Below are 19904 nucleotides of genomic sequence, written 5' to 3'. Positions count from 1 at the left end.
AGTCAAAAAAAATTAAAAAAGCATTGATTTTTGCTTTGTATTATGTATAATTGGTAATCGACGCATGGCGTCAAATGCGTGGGAGGGCTTCGGCCCAAACGAACCACAGCACGGACAATATTTTAATGGAGGTGTGTACCGTGGCAAATAATGGTAAAAAAGTAGTAAGAATTATGAAGATCCAGTTCCCAGCAGGTGGTGCTAAACCAGGACCAGCTCTAGCAGGTGCAGGAATTCAGATGCCAAAATTCTGTACAGCATTCAACGATCAGACTAAAGATCGTCATGGTGAAACTGTACCAGTAGTTTTGACTGTTTATGAAGACAAGAGCTTTGATTTCGTATTAAAGACAGCTCCAGCTGCTGAAATGATCAAGAAGGCTTGTGGTATCAAGAAAGCTGCAAGTGATTCAAAGCAGACTGTTGCTACTCTAAGTGCTGATAAGTTAAAGGAAATCGCAGAATACAAAATGCCTGACCTTAACGCTAATGATTTAGAAGCAGCAATGAAAATCGTTGCTGGAACAGCACGTAACATGGGTGTCAAAGTAGAAGGCTTAGACGCTTAATTAATTAGCAATCTGATGGAGTTGAATTCCGTCATTACAGTGGGAGGTCTATCCGTTAAGACCACTTAAGGAGGAAAGAAAATGTCAAAAAAAGGAAAGAAATATGTAGAAGCTGCTAAGCAGATTGAAGCTGGCAAGCTATACTCAATCGAAGAAGCAATTGAATTAGTTAAGAAGACTAATACTGCTAAATTCGATGCAAGTGTTGATGTTGTATTCAAGTTAAATCTTGATACTAGACATGCAGATCAGCAGTTACGTGGAGCTATCGTGCTTCCTAACGGAACTGGTAAAACAAAGAGAGTTTGTGTTATCGCTGAAGGTCCAAAGGCTGAAGAAGCTAAAAACGCTGGTGCTGACGTAGTTGGTGGCCAGGAAATCTTAGATGAAATCGCTAAAGGTTGGTTAGAGTTCGATGTTATGATTGCTACTCCTGATCAGATGCCTAAGCTTGGTAAATTAGGACGTGTTTTAGGTCCTAAGGGATTAATGCCAAACCCTAAGACTGGTACAGTAACTATGGATGTTGCTAAAGCAGTTAATGAATCTAAGGGCGGTAAAGTTAATTATAGAACTGATAAAGATGGTAACGTACATCTTCCAATCGGTCGTGTATCTTTCGACAGCGTTAAGCTAGTTGAAAACTATGAAGCTATCCATGCTTTATTATTAAGAATCAGACCTGCAGCAGTTAAAGGAACTTACGTTAAGAACTGTGTAGTTTCATCTACTATGGGTCCAGCAGTAAAAGTTGCTGCTTAATTATTAATGCCGCAATCAATATACCGTAGACAGTAACTGACGCAAGTCTCAATTTGTTACCGAGGGATATTGTCATGTATGAAAATGACAAACCCCTAGGTAAACTAGGGGTTTTTATATAACGCGTATATTGTTGCAATAAAATTTTTATGGAGGTGTAACAATGGCTAACGAAAAAGTATTAGTCGCTAAACAGGCAGTCATCGACGAAATCGCTGATAAGTTATCTAACGCTCAGTCAGTAGTAGTTGCTGAATACCGTGGCTTAACTGTTGATGAAGTTACTGAACTTCGTCGTGCTTTAAGAGCTGAAAACGTAGAACTTAAAGTTTATAAGAACAAATTAGCTCTTCGTGCTACAGAAGCTTGTGGTAAACAGGAATTAGATGAATTCTTAACTGGTCCAAACGCTATTGCATTTGGTCATGATGACGCTGTTGCTCCAGCTAGAGTACTAGCAAAATTTGCTAAGGATCACGAAGCTCTTGTAATCAAGACTGCAATCGTTGAAGGCAAATTATTGAGCAAAGAAGAAGTTATGGAACTTTCAAAGTTACCAAACAAAGAAGGTATGTTATCAATGTTATTGGCTTGCTTAAAGGCACCAGTATCAAAAGTTGCTAGAGCTGTTAAGGCTGTAGCTGACAAAGAAGCAGACGGATCTGCAGAAGCAGCAGCTCCTGCTGAAGCAGAAGCAGCTGCTTAATATCGAAATAAAGGAGAATATTAAAATGGCAAAGTTAACAACTGATGAAATCTTAGCTTACTTAGAAGAAGCTACAATCTTAGAATTAAACGAATTAGTAAAAGCAATCGAAGAAAAGTTCGACGTTACAGCTGCTGCTCCAGTTGCAGTTGCTGCTGCTGCTGAAGAAGAAGGACCTGCTGCTAACGTAACAGTAATCCTTAAGGAAGTTGGACCTACAAAGGTTAAAGTTATCAAGGCTGTTAGAGAAATCACTGGTTTAGGACTAGTTGAAGCTAAGGGCTTAGTTGACAAGGTTCCATCTGAAATCAAGAAAGACGTACCAGCTGAAGAAGGTGCTAAGTTAAAGGAAACTTTAGAAGCTGCTGGTGCTGTTGTTGAATTAAAGTAATTTAATACAAACACAATTATAAAAGCCCTATTTTAGGGCTTTTTTCTTATGAGGAATGAGAATGTCACACTATTATACAAATGATGAAATAGAAAGCAGACCAACGATCATTCACTTCGATTATCAAGGACATTCTATTGGGTTTCATAGTGATCGTGGTGTTTTCTCTAAGGATAGTGTAGATTTCGGTTCAAGAACACTACTTGACACCGTTAATCTAGAAGGTGTAAAATCAGTATTGGATGTTGGGTGTGGATATGGTGCTTTGAGTATCAGCTTAAAGATGGTTTATCCAGATATCGCATTTGATATGGTTGACGTCAATAGACGCGCAATGGAACTTGCTAAACGCACAATTGAAGATTATCATCTTGAAGATATGCGTGTATATGAAAGTAATGCATATGAGAATGTAGAGAAGACATTTGATATGATCATCTCTAATCCTCCAATTCGTGCTGGCAAAAATGTTGTGACTACTATTCTTAAAGAAAGTTATTCACACTTAAATAAGAATGGACGCCTTGTGATTGTCATACAAAAGAAACAGGGTGCACCAAGTGCTAAGAAATGCATGGAAGAAGTCTTTGGAAATGCAGAAGTATTGAAGCGAAATAAAGGCTATTACATAATTCAATCAATTAAATAATGAACTACAGGGAAATTGTATAAATTTCCCTTTTTGGGTTGACACAAAAGTACCCTTGTGCTAGTATACTAAAATGCCTACTCATGTATAAAAGCAGGTCATTTTGACCCTTTTTAGCTTGCAGATAGAGATTAAAAAAGGAGTGGAACGGATTTTGGAAAAGAATGTAAGAACTGCAGAAAGCCGCATTAAGCGACGCAATTATTCTCGTATTAGTGGTTCTTTGAAACTACCTAACCTTGTCGAAATTCAGACAGATTCATTTAAGTGGTTTCAGGAAAAAGGTATAAGAGAAGTATTTGAGGATATTTATCCTATCACAAATTTTAACGACACATTATCATTGGAGTTTGTAGACTGTCGTTTTGATGAGCCTAAATATGATGCAGATGAAAGTAAAGAAAGAGATGCAATCTATGCAGCTCCTTTGCGTGCTACTTTACGTCTTGTAAATAAGAAAACTGGAGAAATCAAGATAAGTGAAGTATTTATGGGTGATTTCCCGTTAATGACAGATTCAGGTACATTTGTTGTTAATGGTGCAGAACGTGTTATCGTTTCACAGTTAGTTCGTTCTCCAGGAGCTTATTTTGGTAATGGAACAGACAAGATTGGTAAGACTGTCTTCAATGGACAGGTAATCCCATCTCGTGGTACTTGGTTAGAATTTGAAAATGATGCCAAGGATGTTCTAAATGTTCGTATTGACCGTCAGAAGAAGATTCCAGGTACTATTCTTTTACGTGCTCTAGGACTTTCTTCAAATGAAGATATTATTGAAGTTTTCGGAGAACATCAGTTCCTCTACAATACATTTGAAAAGGATCCAACACATAACACTGATGATGCGTTGATGGAAATTTATAGTAAATTGAGACCGGGTGAACCAGCTACTTTAGATGGTGCTAACTCATTACTATTTGCGCGTTTCTTCGATCCAAAACGTTATGATTTAGCAAAAGCAGGTCGTTTTAAGTTACGTAAGAAATTAAGCTTATTAGATCGTATTGCTGATCGTGTTCTTGCTGAAGATGTTGTTGACGTTGATGGTAATGTTGTAATGACAGAAGGTACTAAGATTACTAAAGATAAATTAGAAATCTTAAAGCCAGTATTTGAAGCAGGTGCACATACAAGAGAAATTAAAACTAACGAAAATATGCATTCTAATCATACTATTCAGGTATTAGATGTATATACAGATGAATCTAAGTCTATCAAGATGAGAGTAATCGGTACTGATCTTTCATTAGATAGTAAGTTTGTCACTATTTCAGACTTTATTGCTGCATATTCATATATGCTTAACCTTGTTGATATCTATGATTCTCAGGACTTAGCAGCAGAAGACAGAGTGTCTTTAATGAGCCGTATTGGTTTATTAGATGATATCGACCATTTAGGTAACAGACGTGTTAGAACTGTTGGTGAATTAGTTCAGAACCAGTTCCGTATCGGTTTATCACGTATGGAAAGAGTAGTTAAGGAAAGAATGTCTTTAGCTGAAGATGATTCTATGACTCCACAATCATTAACAAACATTCGTCCATTAACTGCTGCAATCAAAGAATTCTTCGCAAGTTCTCAGTTATCTCAGTTCATGGACCAGATTAACCCACTTGCCGAATTAACAAACAAGAGACGTCTTTCTGCCTTAGGTCCTGGTGGTTTATCAAGAGACCGTGCAGGTTATGAAGTACGAGACGTCCATCCATCTCACTATGGTAGAATCTGTCCAATCGAAACACCAGAAGGTCCTAACATCGGGTTGATTTCTACACTTGCATCTTATGCAAAAGTAAATGAATATGGATTCATTGAAACTCCATATCGTAAAGTAAATAACTGCGTTATTGATGAAAATGATATTCGTTATTTAACAGCAGATGAAGAAAAGAATTATATTATTGCTCAGGCAAAAGTTAAGACTGATGAAAATGACCGTATCATTGATGAACAGGTTATTTCGCGTCATTTAGGTGAAAACATCATGGCTAAGCCAGAAGAAATCGACTTCATCGATATCTCACCTAAACAGATCGTATCAGTTGCATCTTCATGTATCCCATTCTTGGAAAACGATGATGCGACTCGTGCCCTTATGGGATGTAACATGCAGAGACAGGCTGTACCTCTATTAAATCCACATGCACCTTATGTAGGAACAGGTATGGAATTCCAGGCTGCAAGAGACTCTGGTGCTGCAGTTGTTGCGAAAGAAGAAGGAACTGTTAAATATGTTGACGCTAAGAAGATCATCGTTGAAGGTGAAAGTGGCGAAAAGACATATAAGTTATTAAAGTTCACTGTATCTAACGCTGGTACATGTATCAACCATCGTCCAATTGTTATGGCTGGTGAACATGTTCTTAAGGGTCAGGTTCTTGCTGATGGACCAGCTATGGAACAGGGTGAATTAGCATTAGGACAGAACGTTCTTGTAGGTTTCATGACATGGAATGGTTATAACTACGAAGATGCTGTCATCATGAATGAAAAGCTTGTAAAAGAAGACTACTATACTTCTATCCACATTCAGGAATATACAATTGAATGTCGTGATACGAAGCTTGGTCCTGAAGAAATTACTAGAGATATCCCTAACGTAGGTGATGATGCTCGTTCTAACCTAGACGAAAACGGTATTATCCGTGTTGGTGCTGAAGTTAAGGAAGGCGATATCTTAGTTGGTAAAGTTACTCCTAAGGGACAGGCAGAATTATCTGCAGAAGAAAAACTATTATTAGCTATCTTTGGTGAAAAATCTAGAGAAGTTAAAGATAACTCATTAAGAGTACCTCATGGTGGTTCTGGTATCGTACATCGTATCAGAGTATTCACTCGTAGAGGTAAAGAAAGAAAGAATGAAAACAAGTATGGTTCAGCAAACTCTCTTGCTTATAAAGAAGTTGAAAGAGATGATTTACAGCCAGGTGTAAACAAGGTTATTAAAGTATATATCGTTCAGAAGCGTAAGATTTCTGAAGGAGATAAGATGTCAGGTAGACACGGTAACAAGGGTGTCATCTCTAAAATCTTACCAACAGAAGATATGCCTCATTTACAGGACGGTACACCACTTGATATCATGCTTAACCCATTAGGGGTACCATCTCGTATGAATATCGGTCAGGTATTAGAATTACACTTAGGTTATGCTGCTAGACAGTTAGGTGGTCAGTATTTCGCTACTCCAGCCTTTGATGGTATCAATTCTAAGGACTTAGAAAATATCATGAAAGAATCTGGTATGCCAGAAAATGGTAAACAGAGAGTGATTTCTGGTAAGACTGGTGAATATTTCGATAACGAAGTATCAGTTGGTATCATGTACATGATTAAGTTATGTCACATGGTTGATGATAAGTTACATGCAAGATCAGTTGGTCCTTACTCACTTGTTACTCAGCAGCCACTTGGTGGTAAAGCTCAGAACGGTGGTCAGAGATTCGGGGAAATGGAAGTATGGGCACTTGAAGCTTATGGTGCAGCATATACATTACGTGAAATCTTAACAGTTAAGTCAGATGACGTTGTAGGACGTGTTAAGACTTATGAAGCAATTGTTAAGGGACAGAAGTTACCTGAACCTGGATTACCTGAATCATTCAGAGTATTAAAGAAAGAATTACAGGCATTGGCATTAGATATTCGTCTATTAGATGATGAAGGTAATGAAATTAATGTAGGTAATATCGAAGATGAAGATCGTCGTTTCCCTCGTTCATTCGATGCGCCTAAGAAGCCAAAAGAAGATGAAGAAAATGATGATAAAGAAGAAAAAGAAGATAAAGAAGTTGACACTCACGAAGAATTCGTTGCCGAAGGTGAAGATGATATCGTAGAAGACAGCTTCGATGATGATGAAGCTCCAGAATCAGTCGATGATATTATCGAAGGATTATTTGGAAAAAGCGGTGAGGAGGAAGAATAATGGCAGAGAATAATAATTTTTCAGCAATTCAGATCGGTTTAGCCTCTCCTGAGAAGATTCGTGAATGGTCATATGGCGAAGTCAAAAAACCTGAAACAATCAACTATCGTTCACAGAAGCCTGAAAAAGATGGTTTATTTTGTGAAAGAATCTTTGGTCCAACTAAGGACTGGGAATGTGCTTGTGGTAAATATAAGAAAGTAAGATATAAAGGTGTTGTCTGCGACCGTTGTGGTGTCGAAGTCACTCGTTCTTCAGTAAGAAGAGAAAGAATGGGTCATATCGAATTAGCTACTCCAGTAGCACATATCTGGTATTTAAAGGGAGTTCCATCTCGTATGGGACTTATCCTTGATATGTCACCTAAACAGTTAGAAGAAATCATCTACTTCGTATCTTATGTTGTTACTGATAAAGGTTCTACACCACTTGAATACAAGCAGGTATTATCTGAAAGAGATTACCGTAACTGTGTTGAAAAGTTCGGTGGTCAGTTCCAGGCTAAAATCGGTGCTGAGGCAATCAAAGTATTATTGCAGAAGGTTGACTTAGATGCTGAACTTGAAGATGTAGAAACTCAGTTAAAAGAAGCTCAGGGTCAGAAGAGACAGAAGTTATTAAAGAGACTTGAAGCAATTGATGCATTCAGAAGCTCCAATAACCAGCCAGAATGGATGATCATGGATGTTCTTCCAGTTATTCCACCTGATTTAAGACCAATGCTTCAGCTAGACGGTGGTCGTTTTGCGACAAGTGACTTAAACGACTTATATAGACGTGTCATTACTCGTAACAACCGTTTAAAGAAATTATTAGAATTAGGTACACCTAGTATCATCGTACAGAATGAAAAGCGTATGCTTCAGGAAGCCGTTGATGCTTTAATTGATAATGGTAGACGTTCTAAGCCTATTACAGGTGCTGGAGGAAGAGCATTAAAATCTCTTTCACATACACTTAAAGGTAAACAGGGACGTTTCAGACAGAACTTACTTGGTAAGCGTGTAGACTACTCTGGACGTTCAGTTATCGCTGTAGGACCTACATTAAAGATGTACCAGTGTGGTATTCCAAGAGAAATGGCTGTTAACTTATTTAAGCCATTCGTTATCTCTGGATTAGTAAGAAACGAATTAGCAACTAATATCAAAGCTGCTGAACGTATGATAGATAAGATGGATGATAAGATCTGGCCAATCGTTGAAGATGTTATCAAACATCACCCAGTATTATTAAACCGTGCCCCTACATTACATAGATTAGGTATCCAGGCTTTCGAACCTAAGCTAGTAGAAGGTCGTGCCATCCGTCTTCACCCATTAGCATGTCCAGCATTCAATGCCGACTTCGATGGTGACCAGATGGCCATCCATGCACCTCTTGGTGAAGAAGCAATTCAGGAAGCAAGACAGTTAATGCTAGGTTCTAGAAATATCCTTGGTCCAAAAGATGGTAAACCTATCGTTACTCCATCACAGGACATGGTGCTTGGTAACTATTACTTAACAACAGAAAAAGCTGATCAGATTGGTGAAGGTACAGTATTTGCTGATGTAAACGAAGTATTAATGGCTTATTACAATAAGACTGTTAACTTACATACAAGAATGGCAATCCGTGCTTCAGCATTAAAGAATAAGACATTCACTGAAGAACAGAACAACATGTACTTAGTCACTACAGTAGGTAAGATCATCTTCAACCAGATCTTTGAAGGTGAATTCCCATACTTAAATGATCCAGATAAGGCAAGCTTAAAAGCAACTCCTATGAAATATTTCTTACCTTATGGTACAGATATCAAGGAACATATTAAGAATCAGCCTTTAATCAAGCAGTTCACTAAGAAGACTCTTGGAGCAATCATCGATGAATACTTCAAGATCTGTCCAGTTGATGAAATCCATGTCATGCTTGACAGATTAAAGAATCAGGGATTCTATTATTCAACTATCGCTGGTATTACAGTATCAGCTTACGATATTCAGATTCCTCAGGATAAGTATCACTTATTCGATGATGCTGATGAACATCTTGAAGTCATCAAGAATTTATACAACAAAGGTAAGTTAACAGAACATGAACGTTATACAGCCGTAATCAAATTATGGAATGACGTTAAAGAAGAAGTTACTGGTATCGTTAAAGAAGAGTTCGAAGCTGACCGTGATAACCCAATCTTCATCATGTCAGATTCAGGTGCCCGTGGTAACATCTCTAACTTCACTCAGCTTGTAGGTATGCGTGGATTGATGAGTAACCCTAAGGGTGAAACTATCGAACTTCCTATCAAGTCTGCTCTTCGTGAAGGTTTAACTGCATCAGAATTCTTCATTTCTACACATGGTGCCCGTAAAGGTTCTACAGATACAGCCTTAAAGACTGCCGATTCAGGTTACTTAACAAGACGTCTTGTCGATGTAGCTCAGGAAGTTATTATCACAGAAGACGATTGTCATACTGATAAGGGATTCGAAGTATCTGCATTAATCAATACGGCTGATGGTAACATTATCGTACCATTAGTAGACAGACTTGTTGGTCGTACATCATTAAAGGATATTGTTGATCCAGCAACTGGTGAAATCATTGTTCATGCAAATGAATTAATGAACGAAAAATCAGCAAAAGCAGTATCTGATGCTGGTATCAAGACTGTTGAAATTAGAAACATCTTCGGATGTAAGTCTAAGAACGGTATCTGCCGTAAGTGCTATGGTCTAAACTTAGCAACTGGTCAGGAAGTATTACTTGGTGAAACAATCGGTATTATGGCTGCACAGTCAATCGGTGAACCAGGTACTCAGCTTACAATGCGTACATTCCACATGGGTGGTGTTGCCGGTGACGCCGATATCACACAGGGTCTTCCTCGTATCCAGGAATTGTTTGAAGCACGTGTTCCAAAAGCTAAGTCTATTATTTCTGAAATCAATGGACATGTTTCATCAATTACAACTCAGGGTGACCATAACAATCAGCGTTCAGAAGTAACTGTCGCAAATGATCTTGAAACTAAGACTTACTTAACACCAATTGGTGCTAAGTTAGCTGTAAAAGAAGGAGATATTGTTGAACCAGGTGATAAGATTACTGAAGGTTCTATCTCTCCAAAAGAATTATTATCTGTTGCCTCTGCAGAAGCTGTAGAAAACTACATCTTAAAAGAAGTACAGCAGGTATATAGATTACAGGGTATCGAAATTTCTGATAAGCATATCGAAATCATCATTCAGCAGATGATGAGAAGAATGAAGATCGTAGAAGGTGGAGATACAGAAGCATTACCAGGATCTCACGTTTCAGTTAAGAACTTCACTGAATTAAACAGACAGGTTCTTAAGGAAGGTAAACATCCAGCTGTAGGTAGACCAATCTTACTTGGTATTACTAAGGCTTCATTAGAAACTGATTCTTGGTTATCAGCTGCATCATTCCAGGAAACTACAAGAATTCTTACTGATGCTGCCATCAGAGGTAAAGTCGATCCACTTAAGGGTCTGAAAGAAAACGTTATTATCGGTAAGCTATTACCAGCAGGTACTGGCTTAAGAGGACCTTTAAAGTCTGACGAAACAATTAAGAGAGAGGAAGAAGAAGCTGCTCAGCAGGCTGAACTTGAAAAATCAAGAGAAGAAGCTGAAAACTTCACTCCTGAATCTACAATGTTTGATGAAGCAGAAGAATTTGTTTCTGCTCACCATGACGCTTAATTAATAAGAAACACTATGGACAAATATCCATAGTGTTTTCATATATAATGAGAAGTACATGGATTTATGCAATTGTAGTTGTCAAAGGTAGCACACATGGAATAGGGTAGGTAATTTTATCTAGAAATTCTGTAATTATCAATATTTCGCTTTCTAGAGACCATATGAGCTAAGTTAATACAAGATTGCTGTACTGCTGTAAAGGTGGCATATTAGCCCTTAAATACGCATTAATGATGAGTTAGAAAGTAAATTCTATTTTGAAAGGATGGATTAATACTTATAGGAATATATACACAGGATATTTCTTCTATGATCTTATTCTTATGTTCATCAGAGGCATCATTTATCAATGGTGAGGGCATCTGTATTGATGGTGGAATGGCTAAACAGATCATCTATCATGAAAATTGAACCTAGATTAACAAAAAAATAAAAAAAGTTGTTGACTAGGACTTTTATTTGTCATATACTGACAAAGGTGTCCGATGAGGGCACATATATAAAAACAAATTTGTGAAACACCCGGAATTGTGTGTTAGAATTAGAAAGGAGAAAATCATGCCTACAATTAACCAATTAGTAAGAAAAGGACGTAGCGAAAAGACTAAAAAGGGTAAGTCTCCAGCTTTAAATAGAGGTTACAACTCATTAGCAAAAAGACCAACTAATGATAATTCACCTCAGAAGCGTGGCGTTTGTACCCGTGTTGCTACAATGACACCAAAGAAGCCTAACTCAGCATTACGTAAATATGCCCGTGTTAGATTATCAAATGGATTAGAAGTTACAGCTTACATTCCTGGTATCGGTCATAACCTTCAGGAACACTCTGTTGTATTAATTCGTGGTGGTCGTGTTAAGGACTTACCAGGGGTTCGTTACCATATTATCCGTGGTACTATGGACTGTGCTGGTGTTAAAGATCGTATGCAGAGCCGCTCATTATACGGAGCTAAAAAGCCTAAGAAATAAATTTTTAAATTAATAAAATAGAGAGAGGAGAATTTGCCGATGTCTAGAAAAGGACGTATTGCGAAAAGAGATGTTTTACCTGATCCAATTTACAATAGTAAAACAATCACTAAGCTTATTAACAACATCATGTTAGATGGTAAAAAAGGTGTTGCTCAGAACATCTTATATGAAGCATTCAAAAAAGTTGAAGAAAAGACTGGAAAGCCAGCTATGGAAGTATTCGACGCAGCTATCAACAACATCATGCCTGTACTTGAATTAAAGGTAAGACGTGTTGGTGGTGCTAACTACCAGGTACCAGTTGAAGTAACACCTGAAAGAAGAATGACTTTAGGTTTAAGATGGTTAACTAACTATTCTCGTTTAAGAAACGAAAATACAATGGTTGATCGTTTAGCTAACGAAATTATCGATGCATCTAACGGTACAGGTGCTGCTGTTAAGAAGAAAGAAGATACTCATAAAATGGCAGAAGCTAACAAAGCTTTCGCACATTTCCGTTGGTAATATCTTTATTAAATATAAATTAAAAGAAAAAGTATTTGAAAGGAGAAAATTATGGCTCGTGAATTTCCATTAGAAAAAACACGTAATATCGGTATCATGGCTCACATCGATGCTGGTAAAACAACTACTACTGAACGTGTTCTTTACTATACAGGTAAAATCCATAAAATTGGTGAAACTCATGATGGTGGATCTCAGATGGACTGGATGGTACAGGAAAAAGAACGTGGTATCACTATCACTTCTGCTGCAACTACAGCTCACTGGAAAGGACATCGTATTAACATCATCGATACACCAGGCCACGTAGACTTCACTGTAGAAGTTGAACGTTCACTACGTGTACTTGATGGTGCCGTTACAGTACTTGACTCTAAAGCAGGTGTAGAACCTCAGACTGAAACAGTTTGGAGACAGGCTACTACTTATGGCGTACCAAGAATTGTTTTCTCAAACAAGATGGACGCTACTGGTGCTGATTTCATCATGTCACTTAACTCATTAAATTCAAGATTAGGTGCTAATGCTGTTGCATTACAGTTACCTATCGGTGCTGAAGATACATTCGAAGGTGTCATTGACTTATTAAAGATGAAAGCTATCTATTTCGATGGTGCTGAAGGTATTGATGTAATCGAAAAAGAAATCCCAGCTGAATATGTTGATCAGGCTGAAGAATATCATCAGACTTTATTAGAAGCTGCTGCTTCATTTGATGATGATTTAATGATGCAGATTCTTGAAGGTGAAGAACCTGCAATCGAAGATGTTAAAGCTGCTATCCGTAAGGGTACAATCGCTGTAGAATTATTCCCAGTTCTTTGTGGTTCTGCTTACAAAGATAAGGGTGTACAGCCAATGCTTGATGCTGTAGTTGACTACTTACCAGCTCCAACTGACATCCCTGCAATCAAGGGTGTTGACATTGATGGTAACGAAGTTGACCGTCATGCATCTGATGAAGAACCATTCTCAGCTTTAGCATTCAAAGTTATGACTGACCCATTCGTAGGTAAGTTAACTTTCTTCCGTGTATACTCTGGTACTGCAACTGCTGGTTCATATGTATTGAACTCAACAAAAGATAAGAAAGAAAGACTTGGTCGTATCTTATTAATGCACGCTAATACACGTAAAGAAATTGATGAAGTTTATGCTGGTGATATCGCTGCTGCAGTAGGTTTCAAGAACACTACAACTGGTGATACTCTTTGTGCGGAAAACGATTTCGTTATCCTTGAAAAGATGGAATTCCCAGAACCAGTTATCGAATTAGCAATTGAACCTAAGACAAAAGCTGACCAGAACAAACTTGGTGAAGCTTTAGTTAAATTAGCTGAAGAAGACCCAACTTTCAGAACATCTACAAACCCTGAAACTGGTGATACTATCATCGCTGGTATGGGTGAATTACACCTTGATGTCATCGTTGACAGATTAAAGAGAGAATTCCATGTAGAAGCAAACGTTGGTGCTCCTCAGGTTGCTTATAGAGAAACTATTACTCAGGCTGCTGAATGTGAAGGTAAATACATTAAACAGTCTGGTGGTCGTGGTCAGTACGGTCACGTTTGGATCAAGTTCGAACCTAATGAAGGTAAAGGATTTGAATTCGTTGACGCTGTTGTTGGTGGATCAGTTCCAAGAGAATATATCGGTTCTGTAAAAGTTGGTCTTGAAGACGCTTTAGAAACTGGTATGATTGCTGGTTACCCAGTACTTGACGTTAAGGCTACATTATTCGACGGTTCTTACCATGATGTCGATTCATCAGAAATGGCATATAAAGTAGCTGCTTCTATGGCATTAAAAGCTGCTGGTAAGAAGTGTGCTCCAGTAATCCTTGAACCGATCATGAAGGTAGAAGTAACTGCACCTTCTGAATACTTAGGAAGCGTTATGGGTGATATCTCATCTAGACGTGGTATGATCGATGGTCAGGAAGAAAGAGGAAATGCTGTAATGGTTGAAGCTTCTGTACCTCTAGCTGAAATGTTCGGTTATGCAACAGACTTAAGATCATTCACACAGGGTCGTGGTAACTATACAATGCAGTTCGACCGTTATGAACCTGTTCCTAAATCAATCAAGGAAGAAATCATTAAAAAGAACGGCGTAAAATAAGAATAACTATGATTTTTATTGCAATTCTCAATAAAATCGATTAAAATAGTTATGTAAAATTTTAGAAGTATATAGGAGGATAACCTTAAATGGCTAAGGAAAAATTTAACCGTGAGAAAACTCACGTAAATATTGGTACTATCGGTCACGTTGACCATGGTAAAACTACTTTAACAGCTGCTATCACTACTGTATTAGCTAGTGAAGGTCAGGCTAAAGCTATGGACTATGCTGCAATCGATGCTGCTCCAGAAGAAAAAGAACGTGGTATCACAATCAACACTGCACACGTTGAATATGAAACTGCTCATCGTCACTATGCACACGTTGACTGTCCAGGCCATGCTGACTACATCAAGAACATGATCACTGGTGCTGCTCAGATGGATGGTGCTATCTTAGTAGTAGCTGCAACTGATGGACCTATGCCTCAGACAAGAGAACATATCTTATTATCTCGTCAGGTTGGTGTTCCATACATCATCGTATTCTTAAATAAGTGCGATATGGTTGATGACGAAGAATTAATCGACTTAGTAGAAATGGAAGTTCGTGATTTATTATCTGAATACGACTATCCAGGAGATGACACTCCAATCATCCGTGGTTCTGCATTAAAGGCTCTTGAAGGGGATCCACAGTGGACTCCTGCAATCCATGAATTATTAGACACTATGGATTCTTATATCCCAGATCCAGCTCGTGAAACTGATAAGCCATTCTTAATGCCAGTTGAAGATGTATTCACAATCACTGGTCGTGGTACAGTTGCTACTGGTAGAGTTGAACGTGGTCAGTTAAACCTTAACGATGAACTTGAAATCGTCGGTATCCATGAAACTCAGAAGACAGTTGCTACAGGTATCGAAATGTTCAGAAAGTTACTTGACTACGCTCTAGCTGGTGATAACGTTGGTGTTCTTTTAAGAGGTATCAACAGAGACCAGATCGAAAGAGGTCAGGTATTAGCTAAACCTGGTTCAGTACATCCACATAAGAAATTCAACGCTCATGTTTATGTACTAACTAAAGATGAAGGTGGACGTCATACTCCATTCTTCGGTAACTATAGACCACAGTTCTATTTCAGAACTACTGATATCACTGGTGTTATCGAATTACCAGAAGGAACTGAAATGGTTATGCCAGGCGATAACGTAGAATTCACTGTAGAATTAATTCACGCAATCGCTATCGAAAACGGTACTAAGTTCTCTATCCGTGAAGGTGGACGTACTGTAGGTGCTGGTAACGTAACTGAAATCATTGAATAATTTTAGTTCATTAGACTGTTGACTTATGTCAGCAGTCTTTTTTTATGCTTTTTAAAAAAAATGATATACGCTTACATCATGCTTTTTTATCAAATCGCCTTATTTGTAAATTGATAAATGACTAACGGTCAACTAAAATGACTACTAGTCATTAGGAAGATGACAGAAAGGAAAGGGTAATATGATTAAAGCAGAATGGAAAAACATTGCGAAAAGTACATGGCTTAAAATTGTACTTTGTGCAATCATGATCATTCCAATGATTTATGCTTGTGTTTTCTTAGGTTCTATGTGGGATCCATATGGTCAAACAGATCAGCTTCCAGTAGCCGTTGTAAATAAGGATAAAGAAGTTGAATATAATGGTTCTACTATGGATATTGGTAAACAGTTAAGTGATAAACTTGCGAAGAATGATTCAATGGATTTCAATATTGTTTCTTCTAGTAAAGCACAGAAAGGTTTAAAAGACGGAAAGTATTACATGATAATTACTATTCCTGAAAACTTCTCTAAAAATGCGACGACATTATTGGATGATGATCCACAGACAATGATGCTCACATATACAACAAATCCACAGACAAACTACGTCGCAACTAAAATGGATGAGTCAGCAATGGCTAAAGTAAAAGCTGAAATTTCATCAACAGTGACTAAGACTTACTCAAAGATCTTATTTAAGAATGTAAAAACATTAAGCAAAGGATTTAAAACAGCCGCAGAAGGTTCACAGAAATTAAGTGATGGTGTCAATACAGCCAAAGATGGTAATGCCACTATTACAGAAAATTTGAATACACTTGCTTCAAGTGCATTAGTATTCAATGATGGTGCTGATTCTTTAGTGAAGGGATTAAGTGCTTATACAAAAGGCGTCTCTACTGCGAAAGCTGGTGCACAGCAGTTAGACAACAACAGTGCCACTTTAAACAATGGTGCTGCTCAGTTAAAAGCTGGTAGTTCACAATTATTAAGCGCTGTTCAGGCAGCCGAAAAGCAGTTAGGTGATGGAATTAATGCAAGTGCTGGTCAGTTAAATACATTGACTTCTAGCAATAAACAGATTGAAGAAAGTTCTAAACAGTTATCTGCAGCATTAACTGAGATCCAGGGCGCTATTGATAGTAATAACTTAGTAGAAAATGATGCCCAGGCAGCTAAGAAAGTTGACGGTATGATTTCTACATTATCTACTACTATCTCAACAATGAATAACAATGCAGCTCAGTTAAATCAGTTAGCTGCAGCGGAAAAGAAACAGGCTGAACAATTACAGGCAACCCAACCACAGGCCGCTCAAGAATTAATGTTGAAGGCTACAAGCCATGCAACTCAGGCTGCTACATTACAGCAGGTTGCATCTCAGTTATCATCTAGTATCAATACAGATGATTTAAAACAGTTATCTACATTGTTAAATGGTAATGCAGCTGTATTAAAGAATCAGACTGCAGCCAATGCTAAGACTCAGCAGTTATTAGCAAGTTCACAGCAGTTAGCAACTGCCAATAACACAGCAGTTGGTTCATTAGTAACTAACCTAAAGACTGTACAGGCTAATATGAAGGGAACTTCTAATTCAGTTGGTATGGTTGGTGCAGTAAGCCAGATTGATGAAGGTTTAGGTACATTACAGAGTGGTTTAAAGACTTATACAGGTGGCGTTAAACAGGTAAATAATGGTTTAGGTACGCTTGCTTCAAACAATAAAACTTTAAATAGTGGTGCTTCTCAGTTAGCTGATGGTGCATTAAAGATCAGTTCTGGATCTAATCAGTTAGCAGCAGGATCTGCAACATTAGGTGAAGGATTAACTACTATTGGTGAAGGAACTAATACACTTACAAGCAGCTTAAAAGATGCTTCTAAGAAGAGTAATATCAAATCTACTAACAAGACATACAAACAGATGTCTACTCCAGTAGATACACAAAAGAAAGAAATAACTAATATGCCAAACAATGGTCATGCAATGGCACCTTATATGATGAGTGTTGCTTTATATGTTGCATGTATGGCATTAAGCTTAATGTATCCATTTGGTAAGGGTATGACTACTACTGATAGCCCAGTAAAGTTCTTACTTGCAAAAGCTACAGTCATGGTTCCATTATCATTTGTACAGGCATTAATCTTATACTTCAGCTTAAGAGGATTTTGTGGATTCACTCCTGCTAGACCAGGATTATGTATCGCATTCATGCTCTTATTATCACTTGCCTTTATGGCATTCATCGCATTCCTTGCAATCGCATTTGGTCGTATCGGTGAATTTATCGCTTTAATCTTCATGGTATTTAACCTTGGTGCTTCTGCTGGTACTTATCCACTAGAAACTGCACCACATTGGTATACAGTATTACATCCATTTGTACCATTCACATATAGTGTAAATGGATTTAGATCAGTGATTGCGAATGCAACTGCAGTTCCTACAACAGAAATCTTATTCTTCGTTGGTTTACTTGTTGTATCTGTACTTCTTACTTACGTAATTGTCAGACATAGAAGTAAAACACATAAAGTATTCCTTCCAGAAGTATTTGATGGAGAATGTTAGTGAGATGGGTAGAAATACCCATCTTTTTTAACGTTTATTAAAGATTTTATGAGACTGATCTTAATTGGTTTTATTTCTGCATACATTTGATATAATGGAAGTACTTGCTAGAAAAGGAGATTGAAGTATGAGTAAATTATTCTTTTTTGATATAGATGGGACACTTATTGATTGTAATCAGGATATATATGAAATCACACCTAAAACTATCCGTACTTTAGATAAACTAAAGGAAGAAGGACATGATGTATTCTTATCAACAGGTAGATGTAAATGTTTTATTGTGGATGGTGTTATGAAGTATCCATTTTCAGGATATGTGACATGTAATGGGGCTTATGTAGAGTATAAAGGCAAATGTGTCTATAAGAATGTCGTACCAGCCAAAGCAATTAAAGCAACCATGGATCTATGTGAAAAACATCATTTTAACTTTTACTTTGAAGGTAATGATTATATTTATGTCAGAGATTCAAAAGATCCAGTCCATCAGGCATTCGCAAATAACTGGGGTATGAAGGAAGAAACAATCATTGATTCATTTGATTATAAGAATATAGAAACTTATATCGGAATGATAGTAGTCAATTCTAAGGATGATATTCCAGTCATGGTAGAAGCTTTAAGTCCTTATTTTGATGTACAGAGACATCAAAGTGACCGTTCTTTTGATTTGACCCTTAAGGGTTCATCTAAAGCAGTAGGAATTAAAGAATTAGTGAAGGAACTAGGAAGAAGTATTGATGATACCATTGCTTTTGGTGATGGACGTAATGATATAGAAATGATTGAAGAAACAGGACAAGGTATAGCAATGGGTAATGCAGTACCAGAACTTAAATCAGTCGCAAAATATATTACAACTAATATTGAAGAAGAAGGAATCACTGCTGCATGTAAGCATTTTAACTACATCAAAGACTAATTTTGGCATATTGTAAAAGAGTGTTGAAATTGCTTTCAAGAGTTGCTATAATAGAGGCACAGATGAAATCTGGAATTGTTGTTAAAGGAGAATTAAAATGGACGAACAGGAACAGACAGTCATTAACTTAATTGTTAATGCTGGTAGCGCAAGAAGCTCAGCAATTGAAGCAATTCAGTATGCAAAAGCAGGAGACATCGAAAAGGCAGATGAATCAATTCAGACTGCTAAAGAAACAGTTAACGAAGCTCATCATGCTCAGACTGAATTAATCCAGGCTGAAATCAGAGGAGAAAAAACTCCACTTAACTTATTAATGGTACATGCACAGGATCACTTAATGTGCGCATTAGTAGTTATCGATTTAGCTCAGGAATTTATTGATGTTTATAAGAAATTAGCTTAATTTCATAAATACCAATACAGCATCCCACATAATGGGATGCTTTTTTTGTCTATTTAGCATAAAAAGCATGTATAAAGCATATTATTGTATTAGGTGATAAAATAATTAATTTTAAATTATGAAGCATATAAGGGCTAAAAACGCGATATAAAAGAAGATAAACAAAAAAATGTCCAAAAAACACTTTACAAACGCTGTGATATTGGGTATTATAGACAGGCAGTCCGGGAGACGGGCTGAGACAGAACATTGAAAACTGAACAGATACACGTCAGATTTGTTTGAAAACATTTAATTGATGAGCTGAACATCAGCTCTTCACATATTTTCGTGGAGAGTTTGATCCTGGCTCAGGATGAACGCTGGCGGCGTGCCTAATACATGCAAGTCGAACGAATCTTCT

General features: G+C 37.5%; 15 protein-coding genes, 1 rRNA gene and 1 other annotated feature. All 16 genes read left to right on the top strand.

Annotated features, from left to right (window positions below; genetic code table 11):
* The first annotated feature begins 125 nt into the window (after positions 1-125).
* The gene (gene rplK, locus ABUA27_RS01555; RefSeq protein WP_040389881.1) at positions 126-569 is read left to right on the top strand and encodes a 50S ribosomal protein L11; all 444 of its coding nucleotides are present in this window, start codon (positions 126-128) and stop codon (positions 567-569) included.
* A gap of 81 nt (positions 570-650) precedes the next feature.
* On the top strand, positions 651-1331 hold the full coding sequence (rplA, locus tag ABUA27_RS01550; RefSeq protein WP_129981864.1) for a 50S ribosomal protein L1: 681 nt from the start codon (positions 651-653) through the stop codon (positions 1329-1331).
* 5 nt (positions 1332-1336) lie between these two features.
* Positions 1337-1457: a sequence feature (ribosomal protein L10 leader region), on the top strand.
* A 37-nt stretch (positions 1458-1494) separates the two neighbouring features.
* Positions 1495-2037 (top strand): 50S ribosomal protein L10, encoded by a 543-nt coding sequence (gene rplJ, locus ABUA27_RS01545; protein ID WP_129981863.1) that lies wholly within the window; start codon positions 1495-1497, stop codon positions 2035-2037.
* A 25-nt stretch (positions 2038-2062) separates the two neighbouring features.
* On the top strand, positions 2063-2428 hold the full coding sequence (gene rplL / locus ABUA27_RS01540; protein WP_129981862.1) for a 50S ribosomal protein L7/L12: 366 nt from the start codon (positions 2063-2065) through the stop codon (positions 2426-2428).
* Positions 2429-2489: 61 nt separating this feature from the next.
* Positions 2490-3077 carry a class I SAM-dependent methyltransferase gene (locus ABUA27_RS01535; RefSeq protein WP_129981861.1) on the top strand — a complete coding sequence of 196 codons (588 nt, stop codon included), beginning with the start codon at positions 2490-2492 and terminating at the stop codon, positions 3075-3077.
* 154 nt (positions 3078-3231) lie between these two features.
* A complete protein-coding gene (gene rpoB, locus ABUA27_RS01530) occupies positions 3232-7011 on the top strand; it encodes a DNA-directed RNA polymerase subunit beta (protein WP_502879680.1) in 3780 nt (1259 codons plus the stop codon).
* Entirely contained in the window at positions 7011-10724 is a 3714-nt protein-coding gene (rpoC, locus tag ABUA27_RS01525; RefSeq protein WP_129981859.1) for a DNA-directed RNA polymerase subunit beta', read from the top strand. Before rpoB ends, rpoC begins: the two co-directional genes overlap by 1 nt.
* 312 nt (positions 10725-11036) lie before the next feature.
* Positions 11037-11138 carry a hypothetical protein gene (locus tag ABUA27_RS01520; RefSeq protein WP_161220334.1) on the top strand — a complete coding sequence of 34 codons (102 nt, stop codon included), beginning with the start codon at positions 11037-11039 and terminating at the stop codon, positions 11136-11138.
* Positions 11139-11285: 147 nt separating this feature from the next.
* A complete protein-coding gene (gene rpsL / locus ABUA27_RS01515; protein ID WP_022425216.1) occupies positions 11286-11699 on the top strand; it encodes a 30S ribosomal protein S12 in 414 nt (137 codons plus the stop codon).
* Positions 11700-11738: 39 nt separating this feature from the next.
* Positions 11739-12209, top strand: a complete 471-nt coding sequence (gene rpsG / locus ABUA27_RS01510) for a 30S ribosomal protein S7 (RefSeq protein ID WP_006505720.1) — start codon at positions 11739-11741, stop codon at positions 12207-12209.
* 51 nt (positions 12210-12260) lie between these two features.
* On the top strand, positions 12261-14333 hold the full coding sequence (gene fusA / locus ABUA27_RS01505) for an elongation factor G (RefSeq protein ID WP_129981961.1): 2073 nt from the start codon (positions 12261-12263) through the stop codon (positions 14331-14333).
* 89 nt (positions 14334-14422) lie between these two features.
* Positions 14423-15607 (top strand): elongation factor Tu, encoded by a 1185-nt coding sequence (gene tuf, locus ABUA27_RS01500; RefSeq protein ID WP_129981962.1) that lies wholly within the window; start codon positions 14423-14425, stop codon positions 15605-15607.
* A gap of 181 nt (positions 15608-15788) precedes the next feature.
* Complete coding sequence (locus tag ABUA27_RS01495) at positions 15789-18170, top strand: YhgE/Pip family protein (protein ID WP_349820080.1); 2382 nt, start codon at positions 15789-15791, stop codon at positions 18168-18170.
* Between the two features lie 127 nt (positions 18171-18297).
* Complete coding sequence (locus ABUA27_RS01490) at positions 18298-19095, top strand: HAD family hydrolase (RefSeq protein ID WP_129981964.1); 798 nt, start codon at positions 18298-18300, stop codon at positions 19093-19095.
* A gap of 97 nt (positions 19096-19192) precedes the next feature.
* Positions 19193-19501 (top strand): PTS lactose/cellobiose transporter subunit IIA, encoded by a 309-nt coding sequence (locus tag ABUA27_RS01485; RefSeq protein WP_006505715.1) that lies wholly within the window; start codon positions 19193-19195, stop codon positions 19499-19501.
* A 327-nt stretch (positions 19502-19828) separates the two neighbouring features.
* Positions 19829-19904, top strand: a 16S ribosomal RNA gene (locus ABUA27_RS01480); the annotation flags it as partial.

This window comes from Catenibacterium sp. RTP21428st1_D7_RTP21428_210409, assembly GCF_040227455.1.
Classification (GTDB): Bacteria; Bacillota_I; Bacilli_A; order Erysipelotrichales; family Coprobacillaceae; genus Catenibacterium; species Catenibacterium mitsuoka_A.
This window is presented reverse-complemented; position numbering and strand designations above follow the sequence as displayed.